The sequence below is a fragment of the Rubinisphaera margarita genome (genome assembly GCF_022267515.1).
Taxonomy (GTDB): Bacteria; Planctomycetota; Planctomycetia; order Planctomycetales; family Planctomycetaceae; genus Rubinisphaera; species Rubinisphaera margarita.
Genome location: NZ_JAKFGB010000012.1, coordinates 87,558 through 99,980, shown reverse-complemented (window position 1 = coordinate 99,980; position 12,423 = coordinate 87,558). Strand labels below are relative to the sequence as shown.

Below are 12,423 nucleotides of genomic sequence, written 5' to 3'. Positions count from 1 at the left end.
CCGGGACTTTCTCTTCGTCCGGCGATCCGGCGATTGCCATTCGGCTCAATTGGGCTACATTGAGGCGCAACAACTGACAAATCGATTTACCGCAGGAACGATGAGCTTGGAAAAACAGAACCGTTCGAAAGGAATGCTCATCCGGGTCGTTGTCTTTGCGGTCTTTCTGGCGGCCGCTCTGGCGGGCTACTGGTTCTTTGGTGACGACCTTTCGCTGAAGTCTCTGGCTGACCGCGAAGCTGAGTTCCGGCGGTTTCAACAAGAGCAGCCGGTTCTGATCTATGCCTCCGCATTTGTAATCTACGTAGTCATTACAGGGCTCTCCATCCCCGGAGCAGCGGTTCTCACGCTGGCATATGGCTGGTTCTTCGGGCTCCTCCCCGGCGTTCTGCTTGTCAGTTTCGCTTCGACCGCAGGAGCCACGCTCGCGTTCCTGTTAAGTCGTTTTCTCTTTCACGATGCGTTTCAGCGCCGCTTCGGAGATCGACTCGCGAAATTCAATGACGCCTGGGACCGAGACGGCCCCTTCTTTCTGTTCACGCTCCGGCTGATCCCGACGGTTCCGTTCTTTGTCATCAACGCCGTGATGGGACTGACATCGATCACCACGTTGACATTCTGGTGGGTCAGTCAGGTCGGCATGTTACCGGCGACGTTCATTTACGTTTACGCCGGGTCCAGTGTGCCTTCACTGGATGTCCTGGCTGAAGAAGGCGTTCAGGCGATCTTCTCTCCGACGCAACTGACGCAGATTGTGATTGCGTTCGTACTGCTCGGCGCTTTCCCCCTGGTCGTTCGCTATCTGTTTCGTTTTCTGACCCACAAAAAGCCAGAGCGGCTCACGGATGTCTGATCGTCTCCACACGGAAGTCTTTGAGTTATGAATGAGTTCGAGCCTCTCCTGCCCGACGATGAGCACAATCGCAAACTCGTCGGTCACGTTCATCCTTCCGACTGGACAAACCCGCAGCCGGACCGCCCGTATCATCTGGTTGTGATTGGAGCGGGCACTGCGGGACTCGTGACCGCAGCTGCGGCTGCCGGACTGGGAGCCCGTGTCGCGTTGATCGAACGCCAGCTGATGGGAGGAGATTGCCTCAACGTTGGCTGTGTTCCCTCGAAGGCGATCATCCGTTCTGCTCGCCTTGCCGCCGATCTTCGCTCGGCCTCGGACTTTGGAATCACGCTGACGCAACTGCCTTTCGTGGATTTCCCAGCCGTGATGGAGAGAATGCGTCGCTTGAGAGCCGAGATCAGTCCACATGATTCCGCAGCCCGCTTTCAGGAACTCGGGGTCGACGTCTTCTTCGGCTCGGCCAGCTTTGCTGACGGCGATCGCGTTTCTGTCGATAGCCCACATGGGTCCCGCACGCTGGAATATCGCAAGGCGGTCGTCGCGACCGGCGCTCGGGCAGCCGCTCCGCCGATCCCCGGACTCGATTCAGTCCACTATCTGACGAATGAAACAGTCTTCTCGTTAACCGGGCTGCCCCGACGGCTCGGGGTGATCGGCAGCGGTCCGGTGGGCTGCGAGATGGCTCAGGCGTTGAGTCAGCTGGGAAGTGAAGTCGTGCTTTTCGATCGCGGCGACCGGATTCTTTCCAAAGAAGATCCCGAGGCGGCTCAAGTTGTGGCCGAGCAATTCAGCCGGGATGGGATTCAACTTGTGTTGAACAGCAAGCTGCTGAAGATTAGCGAGACTAGTGAAGGATTCTCGATCACGTATTCTCAAGGTAATGAGGAGCACGAGCTGCTCGTCGATCAGCTTCTGGTCGCCGCCGGACGGGCTCCGAACGTCGACGAATTGAATCTCGAATCGGTCGGAGTCGATTACGATTCAAACGGCATCTCGGTGAATGATCACCTGCAGACGTCAAATCCGCGAATCTTCGCCGCAGGGGATGTCTGTTCGCGGTACAAGTTTACTCATCTCGCCGATTTCCAGGCCCGGATCGTCCTTCAGAATGCGCTGTTCTCGATCGGTCCCTTCGGTCGGAAGAAGATGAGCCAGCTGGTGATCCCCTGGTGCACGTACACATCGCCAGAGGTCGCTCACGTCGGGCTTTTCGAGCACGAAGCGGCTCGACGGGGGATCCAGGTCGATGTCTACAAGCAGGATCTGGCGGGCGTGGATCGTGCGATCCTCGAAGGAGAAACACAGGGCTTCGTGAAGATCCTCACCAAACGGGACAGCGACCGCATTGTCGGCGCGACGATCGTCGCTGCGCACGCCGGTGAGATGATTTCGGAAATTACGGTCGCCATGAACGGGGGAATCGGGCTCTCGAAAATTGCCGGTGCGATTCACCCCTACCCCACTCAGGCCGAAGCGATCCGCAAGATTGGCGATCAATACAATCGCACTCGATTGACGCCGTTCAGTCAGAGGCTTCTGAATCTGCTGAGACGAATCAATGTCGGCCGTTAAAGTGGATCGCTCGACCGTATGTCTGCGTCAGAGTGCCATTTCGTCGAAACGCCGCATCTGACGCGGACAGGACGGTTACACCTTGATGGAAACTGCTCTACGGGCCGACAAACTCCTCGCGGGTCAGCTCGCCGTTTCCATCTTTATCAAAGTTGCGGAAGCGGGTCGGAGCGCTGTCTTTCTTCGACAACCCGTTCGTGTACTCTTCAAGTGTGAGCAGATCGTCGCCGTTCTTGTCCCAGCGTTTGAAGGCCCCTGCCCGGTTGGGAGTTTTCTGCTTCGACGTTGCCCGCGGGCCTTTTGTGGCGTTCTGGCTGATCGTTTCGAGGGACGGTTCTTTCGGCAGAGTCGACCGCCAGGCATCGAGGGCAGACCGCATCTGCTCAACGCGATCTTTCTGCGATGCGGCCCGATTGTCCTGTTGCTCGCGATCCTCCAGCACGTGGTAGAGTTCCACGCGTTCGCCAGTCTCGTCGATCAGGAGTGACCATGGTCCGTCCCGCATTCCCCAGGCGGGCCAGTTCGCGTCCTGCGTGTGATTCCCCTGCCATTCCCAGAAGAGCGGCTTCGTTCGGCCCCACTCATTCCCCTGGAGAGCCGGCAGAACATTCTCGCCGTCAGACTCATAGCCCTGGGGCGGTTTGATGCCCGCTGCGGCCAGCAGAGTGGGAAAGAAATCGACTGCGGTAAGAGCGGTTGATTCATCGACCAGACCAGCCGGAACATGCCCGGGCCAGCGAATCAGAAACGGCGTTCCGACTCCACCCTGGTAGAGGCTCCGTTTTCGTCCCCTCAGTCCGCCGGTGGAACCAACACTGTAATAGAACTTCTGGCCGGGTTGCTCATGGCTGACTTCGGGACCGTTATCACTGGAGAAGATCACGATCGTGTTATCGGTCCGTCCCATTTCATCGAGTAGAGACAGCAGCCTGCCGATTTGCCGGTCGGCTCGGGTGACGGCGGAATAATACGTTCGCTCTGGTTCCGGTGTCTCGGGATAAGCCTGTTTGTCTTCTTCGGTGGCCGAAACGAGATGATGCGTTTCGTGCAGCCAGACGTTCACGAAGAACGGCTCGTCTTTACTCTCCCGGATGAAACGAAGGGCGTTCTCGACCGCGGCCGTGGTCAGAAAGGACGCGGCGACGTCATCGTGGGCGGCCGCCTCCTGAACTATCTTCTGAGCGGAGGTTCCTTCGAACACGTGCCGCCCGGGACCGACATAAACGGCAGAGTCATCGTAGCCATATTCGCTCGGATGCGGAGCGTCCGCGATACCACCGCCGGTGAGATGCCATTTGCCATAGTGAGCCGTTCGGTAGCCGGCCTGCTGGAACATGCGAGGTAACGAAGGTGCTTTCACATCAAGCCAGTCGGGCATGTTGCGTTCGCGATTGGATTCATAGGTCGCGAAGTGCTGATGGACACTGTAACGAGCCGGGAAATGTCCGGTCATCAGAGCCGCTCGACTGGGCGAGCAAACCGGACTGTTGACCATGAACTGATGAAAATCAGCCCCTTCCCGAGCGAGTTGATCCAGGTTCGGCGTTTTCAACTCCGGATGACCGTGACAGGACAGGTCGCCCCACCCCCAGTCGTCGGCGTACAGAATGAGAACACTGGGTCGGTCGGCAGCGGAAACGAGCGTCGGAGTTGTGAGAAGCAGAACGATGAGAACTCTGAGCATGACAGACATCCACGGAAGAGACAGGAAGCAGGACGTTGGCTGATGCGGCTCGAATATCGAGCGCACTGAGTATACCGACCCGTGTCTCGATCGTCCTGCCGAACTGCTGTTCTCTACGTTGCTACTCCTTGCGTTCTTCTTCGGTTGCCTGAAGATTCAGCAAGGCATCGTAGGCTGCGTCGAACGAGGGAAACGGTCCCGGGTCGACGACGATGCCTCCCTGCGTGCGGGCTGCTTCTTCAGCCGATTGATTGGGATGCACATTGGCGACGGTCAGACCATTCTCAACTTCGATGATGGCGAAGGTTTCCATGGCTAGTCTCCTCAACTGAAAATCGATGTCGAATGAGGTTCCCTGGGAACGTCCTCCCTACCTCTATTATCTTCGAGTTTCGACCTTCGACAAGACGTTTGCCGAGAGAGATCGCGTTCCGTCGCCGCGTTCAGTTTTCTAGAGATTCCTCGGGTTGTCTCTCGTCGAATAACTGTTCAACAATCCGATTCTCCCCATCGACCTGGAACGCTCTGGCTTCCGGAAACAGCAGCCAAAAGGAATTATTGTCGAGGCTTGAAGAATCCAGCATCGAAACGGTCCCGGAACCTGCGAGACGTTGAGCCCATTCGTCGATGACGGAAGCCGAGCGATCCGTGCTGAGAACTTCGAGATCGAGCCCCTGCTCGGCAGCACTCTGCCTGGCGCGATCGAGCATCTGCTGTGTGTCGAGTCGCCAGAGTTCTCCGATGACGACGATCCGCGGTCGGGCATCGCGGGGCCAGGCGATCTCCTCCCCGTCGGACTTGGTGACGGTGATCATCGGCAGCATCCGTCCGGCTGCTTCCGTCGAGGGGACAGCTTGATTCGGTGTCTGGCCGATGACGATCTCAACAACATCCCCCGCCGCCGGACTGTCAACGGACGTTGATCCGTACCGCTGGTCGTGCCAGGCCCACATCTCGCTGACCCCGTCAGCTCGAACGTTCGGCATTCTCACCTGGCCATCCGCGTCGGTCCGCGATTCGACTCCCTGCGGACCGGTCACGTACGCACCTTCCGCGGGTGTGCCGTCGTCCAGACTGACCTTCACGACAACATCCACCGCCGGGACCGCAGTCAACCGCTGTGGTTCAGCGGCTCCCCCGTCCGGAACGGCGACCGAGAGCGCTCCTTCAGAAATCACCACATTGTCGAGAGGAACGAACAAGATGTAGTACGAGCCCGGGTAGCACGGAATCTCAAACCGCCCCTCGGCATCGACCTGAGCGTCTGTGGCGAGAGGAATCTGGCTCTGCGTCGACCACCCATACAATCGAATTCGCATCCCTTCAATCGATTGTGAGACATCGGACGTATCGATGGTTCCCTTGATTCGGCTGGGAGCAGAGACTCGAAATGTCATTTCGTTCTCAGCAGCAATCGTCGACAGTTCCTGCGTCTGCCGTTCAATGCCCGGAGCGGCGAGCGTCACTCGCACTTTTGCCACAGCGATGTTCAAAAAGACCCAGTCAATCTGCCGGGTTTCCCCGGTCATGTGATACTCAGCCAGGTCGACCATCTTTCCCTCCCCATCCACGGCCTGGAAGGACAATTCAGCGGCGATGGGCCCCATCTGTCCGGCCGGCGGTTCAATCGTGACCGTCAGACGTGCGGTGGAAGGCGATTCAGCCTCTTCGACTGGCGTAGCGAACGAAGCGACGTCGATGCTGGTCAGAGGAACAATCTCTGTCGCCAGCTTTCCGTCTCGTCCGACGATGAGCGCGTTGTTATTCCCAAGCGGCAAATGCGACAGCACGGGATGGCTTCTGATGTCGTCGCTAAAGACCACTCGTCCCGCGAGATCGATTTCAGATTCGCTGCTCGCGATTTCGAAGTCGCTTTGCGTCCCGGAATAAAGTGTGAGCAGTTTGACATCTGGAACGTTCGCGAAAGACTCGAGCTTCCCCAGGACTTCGGTGGAGTTGAACGTCCAGCGAGAGGCCGAGCAGATGACGACGATCGATCCCCAATGGTCGCTGAGCCGGAATGCTTCAGCCGTGTCCGCAGCTGGAAGGTTGACGGCGTGTGGCAACGTACCCGTCAACGACTTGTTGGTGACCCTTTGTTTCGACCCGCTGACGCTGATCGGTTTCATATCGATCACAATCGGATCCTCGGCCCGACCAGACTCGAGGTCGGCCACTGCGATTCCAGTGTAGTCGGCTTTCATCGAACTGCCGGGTGCGTAATGCGTGGCATTAAACCGATACCGACCGGCCGCCAGGTGCGGAATCTCGAAGTGTCCGTTCCCGTCGGAGTTAGCCATCTCGATTGTGATGTAACGATCGTTGACGCCTGAGACCGAGATCAGGCTGTGGTCGAGAGGATCGCCATCCGTTGTCAGCGTGCGACCACGAACTGTGATGCCGGGCGGGCGGTTGAGCGTAATCTGCGCCTTCTGCCCGGCTGTCAGCTCCACGTGAGTGGATTCGAGATACTGTGATGTCGAATACCGTCCGATGTGGTGACTGAATACCCGCTGGACCGCATAGCGCCCGACGCCGAGAGCGGGAAAACTGAACCGTCCTTCGCCGTCGGTTTTCACCTGGCCACCGACGCCGAACATCTCGCGCAGTTCGGGAGGGAACGAAGCGGGATACTCCCAGTGCACTTTCACCTGACCACCGATCAGAGGTTCATTTCCGATCAAAATCTGTCCGTCGAGGGACGCCGGTTCCGGCATCGGAATGACCAGGCGTTGATCGCCCTGCTCATGAGCGGCGATCAGGGCCTTGAGTCGGGGCACGAAGTGGAAGGCCCCATCCTGACGAGTAACCAGCAAGGCAGTTTCCGGATGCTCGGGCGGTGTCAGATGGAACTCGCCGCGATTGTCGCTTGTCTGTACGACGCCGGAGTATTGCCCGTTATCGAGGTACTCCCAGGCGCTCCGGTAACTCACATAATAATCGGTTCGAAACTTGTCCGACGGTGTCACCAGGCAGATTCTGGCCCCGACAATCGGATGATCAGACTCGGCTTCCACAATACGTCCCGCAAAGAGTTCCGCCTTCTCGAGTTCGATGTCGATCTTCCGAGATTCTTTATGCTCACTCGGCAGCTGAAATACTTTATCCTGATAGCCCGGTGCGCGAAACCGGTAAGCCACCTCAGCCTGCTCGGGTTCATCGATGGTGACGGTGAACGTTCCGGTGCCGGCGTTGTAGTTCCGGGAAGTCTCCCATTCGCTGCTGCTCCAGTGATACTCCGGGTTTCCGGACCAGAGCCTTCCGATCGAGATGTTGAGCCCCGCGATGACGCCGTCGTTGGAAGCATCTCTGATGTTGATCGTGTAAACGACCTCGGGCTTCAATTCGATCGTAGCGGTGTCCCCGCCCCGGAAAACGTGATTGCGGACGCTGATATAGCCCTGCTTGAGAATGTCGGTCTCTGCCGGACTGTCCGGCATGTGCGGCAGCGTGAAATTGCCGTCGGCGTCGGTTCGGGCCTGGCGATTGAAGACGCGATAGCTGCTCCAGGTATCAGTGACAATCCAGACATTGGAGAGCGGCTTGCCAGCGATGTCGACGACTCGGCCGGTGACCGGTTTGCCTTCGATCAACTGGAAGTCGAGCGAGGCTGCTTCCCCCTGCTTCGCCACCGTCGTCTTGACCTCCGGGGCATGTTCCGGACTGACCGCGTGAACAACGCAACTTCCCGTGGGAACGCCGTAAAGCGTGTATCGTCCCTGAGCATCGGTGGTCGCCTCGATTGAACGGTTCGATCCAAAACGATCCTCACCGACAGCCAAATGCACGTTCGCGAGCGGTTGTCCGGTCTTCTGGTGTGTAACGACGCCTTTGATCGTCGCCCCCGGATTCAGAATTGCATCGTACGTAGTTTCCGCTTCGGTGAGATCCACCTGAGTGTAGGGGAACGGAATGTACCCTTGTGCCTCGAAACCGGGGCGGATAGAGGTCAACGACTGTGGAAGACCGAACAGTTCGTACTCGCCCCGTTCGTTAGTCACGACTGTGGGCGAATAGCCCTCGGAGGTATTGGAGGTCACCTTCACTCCGGCGACCGGTTCGCCAGACGGCTCAAGTGCCCGGCCTTTCAGCGACTTCCCTCCCGGTTGCAATTCGACCCGCTGGATTGTCCGGGGCCATTTCAATCCCACGCGCTCCACAGCGTAGCCCCGGGCCACGACCCAGCACTGGTGATCGATCGGATCGAGCTTCGGCAGGGCGATTTTTCCGGAAGCATCGCTGGCCGGCTCAAGCAGTTTGTCTCTCATCCAGACCTGGGCGTTCTGCAGCGGTTCCCCGGACTTACGATCGACAACGACAAGTTCGAGCGGACGGTCGGACATCATCCGCAGTCGCGTCTCTTTGTTACGAGCCTGTTCCCAGGAAACAGTCTGGGGCGTCGGTGCATACCCCTCTTCTTCGACCACGTAGCGCACGAAGGCCGGCGGTGGTGTTGGTTCTTTCGCGTACAACGGATAGTAGGCATCCTGTCCGGAAGCTCGTGATCCCGGGCGACCGCCGCTGGTGTAATGCACAGCCCGGACGCGTTGCTGACGGTCGAGGAGTTCGACCCGGATCGGCGGCAACTTGGCGGGGTTCGGAGAATTCTCGGCGCGGATCACAAGCAGCGGCTTCTTCAGGTCGGGCGGCAGGAGTCGAGCCATAATCTCCCATCCCCTGACATTCTGCCCGACCTTGATCAGCAGAGAGTTCGTCCCTTTGCGGAGGGTGACTTCGTGGAGGCTCTGGTCGATCAGGGCAGCCGTGTTCTCTTCGCCGCTGCCGACGACTTCACCGTTCAGCCACGCCTTGAAATGATCGTCGTATCCAACCGAGAGAACGGCCTTCTGTTCGCTCGAAGAATTGAACTGTGTCCAGGCATAGGCAACCGCGTTATAACCTTTATCCCCGAACGTGTGGAATGCATTTCGAAGCGGAATGGCGTGATAGTCGGTCTTCTTCCAGACGTACAGTTTCGAGTTGTAGAAGAACGCATCTCCCGCCTTGAGTTCGGCTTCGTTCTCGACAAAGTCAACCTCGAGTCCTGATGCGGTCTGGTCGGGTTTTGCAATTGGACCGAGAACCTGCCAGTTCTTCAGATAGACATTCCACTGCAGCTCCTGAACGTCGGACGATGTCTCCGCCCCCTGGCAGGACGCCGAAGCCGCGAGGAAGATCAGTACCAGGAAAGGACGAGAGAGCCGGTTCATAGTGAATCGATTCTGTTGGAGACTTGTCAAACTTCGTCGATGGAACTATTCGAGCCGTTGTGGCGTGCGAATCGTATAAGCCGTCCAGCGTCCGGCTCTCTCCCCAGCGGAATTCCAAAGATCGAGCCGATCGGTCTGATGGTCTTCAATCCGCGTTTGTCCCAGGATCTGATAATAGCCAAGCTGTGTGAAGGCGACGAATAGCGTGTTCTGAACGCGAATCAGCCGCAGTCCGCGCGGCATCGCGGAAAGATCCGCAATTGCCAGAGTGTCCGAACCCTCTTGTGTCTCGCGAAGCAGGCTCAGTCTGTAACCCTGTGGATCTTTCGCTTCGAACCGAATCTGCAGAGCATCCGCCTCGGGACCGAACTGGATCAATAGAGGGGAATCCAATCTCACTTCGCCTGAGGTCAGTTTGAACTCAGCGTCAAACTCGCCATGGAATGACGGGACGGCACGCCAGCCGTTTGCGTTCCCCTCGGAGATCGCGGAGAACACACGATCAGCCGGGGCTCCGAATTTTCCGATTGACGAAAACAGATAGCTGGCCGCGTAGCCGGTGAGCGCAGAAAACCGAGGATCCAACTGCTGCCGAATGGCCTCGGAGTTGGATCGGATTCGAACATCGCTGACGATGACGCTTACCTGTCCATTTTTCATGTTGGGAGTTCGCCATTGAACCCGAACGCCCGAGAAATCGTTGGGAAGTTCCTGACTTCCGATATGCGTGAACCATTCGGAGCCGTCCGCGGCTATGAGGCTGTGCACGGTCGAACCTCTGCGAACCATCTTCAGCGTTCCGGCCGCACATTCATCGGTGATGTTCGTTCCGCCGTAATGCGTATTTCCTTCCGGCAGCGGAATCGCGATTCCCGCCGACGAAATAATTTCATCGACACCGCGATCGAGTCGAGAGCAGGAAATGCGAGTGCCCGATTCATCGAGAACCCAGAGTTCAATCCCCAGTCCTCCTCTGCCGACATGCACAGTCTCCAGCTCTTCATAGTCGAGCTCAATGTCGAAGTCGCCGTAGAGCAGCGTTTTGGTCTCCAGATAGTTGTTGGTCCATCCCTCCTGGATCTTCGGCGTCATTCGGACACCACGTCCGGGTACGAACGCAAAGCCATCGTACCCTGAAGGACGCCCGACTTTGAGGCGTTCATCGAAGGCACCCGCACTGCGAAACTCGAAGCGAATCTCTTCCTGGAACTCGTCGAGATTTTCGAGCGACTCGTGCGGCTTCCAGGCCAGTGTCTGCTGCTTCACTTCTGGTAACTCGCGAGGCCAGTTGCCCGTCCAGGTGAGATTTCGCACACGAAGGGTCGTCTGATCCGCATAATGGAACAGACCGAAAAACTCCCTGGGCCCGACCTCGACTCCACACTGATAGACTGGGATTTCGTTGAGAACCAGCGTGAGCTGCCGATTCTCGATGCGCAACTCGAGTTGATTCCAGTCGTTCGCTCTGAACGGCAGCGCTGTCTCCAACTGCGACTCGTCGACAACTTCCGCGTTCTGCGGATCTTGAGTCTCCTCGGACGACATTCCCGTGAGGATGTGTTCAACGACACCCGCCGGTGTGAGCAACCAGGACCTTGAGCCGAGCGAAGGATGCACGTTGTGCTCTTCCGGGGAATAGAAGAACTCGTAGCGGATCGTCCCGTCTTCCAGAACCGGGCGATGATAACGAAGCAGGCTCTCATGCCACGTTCCGAATTCATCCGTTCTGCGGGGCGCGAGAATCTCAGTCCCTTCCTCGTTCGTTCTCGGCAGTTGCCAGTCGCCGTGCGTACCGACAGTCTGGTCATAGACGGCGAACCAGCATCCAGAATTGAGATCGGAATGCAGCGTAATTGTGGCCGGAATCTCGGGATCCCCGGTAATCCGAACATTGCGAACTCCCCCGAGAATGCCATTATAGGTGCGGACCGCCACCCAGGGATCGGTGTGCTCGTTCGCCGGGCGTTCCGCAAGATTGCGTTCGTTCCAGTACGTGGTCGCGATACCGTTCTCCACCCGCACTCGAAACCGCATCCAGTCATTCAGCTTGGGGAGAATGGGATCGAGTGTCGTCGTGTTGATGAGTCGCGTGGGGTCGCCATATCGAAAACTGTGCCGACTGGCACTGCTCCAGAACCCGGCGACCAGCCCCGCGGTGTCACGATAGTTCGGCGCGACAACTTCACACTGCACCTGGTAATTGCCGGTGAGTGGCGACTGAAAATAAAGCAGATCCATCCGCCGGCCGCGTTCGATGTGGACTTCGCTCCCATCGAAATGCCACCGGGGCGCCGGAAGTTCTTCGTCTCTCATTTCTCGGGTCTCATGTCGCACTGGAGTCCACTCCGGCATCTGCTGCAACAGCGTTCCCGCTTCCAGCTCCCGAGCCTCTCCGGCAATCGAATCGAAGAAGGAACGAAAGCGGATTCCATCAGGACGAAGACTCCAGTTGAGATTCTTGGTGTTGCTCAGCTGCAGAATGTTGCCGAGATGTCCCATGACGTCGGTCCGAGCTTCGTCCTCATGAATGGCCCGGGCCAGAAGAGTCAGTTCCGACCACGGGATGTCGTCGGTGGTCAGTTCGGCTCGAAGCGTATCGATTGCCGTCAGCGACGACATCAGGTCATCAAATCGTTGCTCCTCGACCGCGATTAATCCGCGAAAGGCGTGGGCATCGAGCGCGAGCCGAGGCTCGGTGGGTTCAATGCGTTCCAATCGCTGGCGAAGCTCTCCGAGACGATTCGTTGCGGCTGCCGACTGAACGAGCAACAGGGCCGGCGAATGCAGGCGATCGAGAAACGAATCCGCAGCAGCAGATTCTTCCGACCCGTCTTCCTTAGCCAGTAACGGTCCCCGAAAGGCCTCCATCCGAACCACGTCAGGGAACGCCTCCGGCAGAACCCACGTCTGCAGAAACTCGAATCGGTCTTCACCGTCCAATGCTTCGGCGCGATGGAAAACAATTTCAACATCGTCGGCAAGGATCTCGTTCCCGATCAGCAGCGTGTTGACAACCGGGGACGCTGCGTCAGCGGCCAGCAGCGTGCCTCCCGGTCGCTCCGTTCCCAGGAACAGCAGCGGCATCAACCCCAGGATCCATG

At 58.0% G+C, this 12,423-nt stretch carries 6 protein-coding genes; 2 read left to right on the top strand and 4 right to left on the bottom strand.

What is annotated here, in order from left to right; translation table 11 throughout:
- Positions 1-100 precede the first annotated feature (100 nt).
- Positions 101-853 (top strand): TVP38/TMEM64 family protein, encoded by a 753-nt coding sequence (locus L1A08_RS08930; RefSeq protein WP_238755990.1) that lies wholly within the window; start codon positions 101-103, stop codon positions 851-853.
- A 27-nt stretch (positions 854-880) separates the two neighbouring features.
- Positions 881-2,428: a mercuric reductase gene (locus L1A08_RS08925; protein WP_238755989.1), complete on the top strand. Its 1,548-nt coding sequence runs from the start codon at positions 881-883 to the stop codon at positions 2,426-2,428.
- A 97-nt stretch (positions 2,429-2,525) separates the two neighbouring features.
- Here the strand turns inward: L1A08_RS08925 and L1A08_RS08920 are convergent, their stop codons facing one another.
- The 4 genes from L1A08_RS08920 to L1A08_RS08905 all read right to left on the bottom strand — a co-directional run bounded on the left by L1A08_RS08920 (position 2,526) and on the right by L1A08_RS08905 (position 12,406).
- Positions 2,526-4,112, bottom strand: coding sequence for a sulfatase-like hydrolase/transferase (locus tag L1A08_RS08920; RefSeq protein WP_238755988.1), 1,587 nt, complete (start codon positions 4,110-4,112; stop codon positions 2,526-2,528).
- Between the two features lie 121 nt (positions 4,113-4,233).
- A complete protein-coding gene (locus tag L1A08_RS08915) occupies positions 4,234-4,425 on the bottom strand; it encodes a hypothetical protein (RefSeq protein ID WP_238755987.1) in 192 nt (63 codons plus the stop codon).
- 130 nt (positions 4,426-4,555) lie between these two features.
- On the bottom strand, positions 4,556-9,322 hold the full coding sequence (locus L1A08_RS08910) for a carboxypeptidase-like regulatory domain-containing protein (protein ID WP_238755986.1): 4,767 nt from the start codon (positions 9,320-9,322) through the stop codon (positions 4,556-4,558).
- Positions 9,323-9,367: 45 nt separating this feature from the next.
- A complete protein-coding gene (locus L1A08_RS08905) occupies positions 9,368-12,406 on the bottom strand; it encodes a DUF1583 domain-containing protein (RefSeq protein WP_238755985.1) in 3,039 nt (1,012 codons plus the stop codon).
- Between the last annotated feature and the right edge of the window lie 17 nt (positions 12,407-12,423).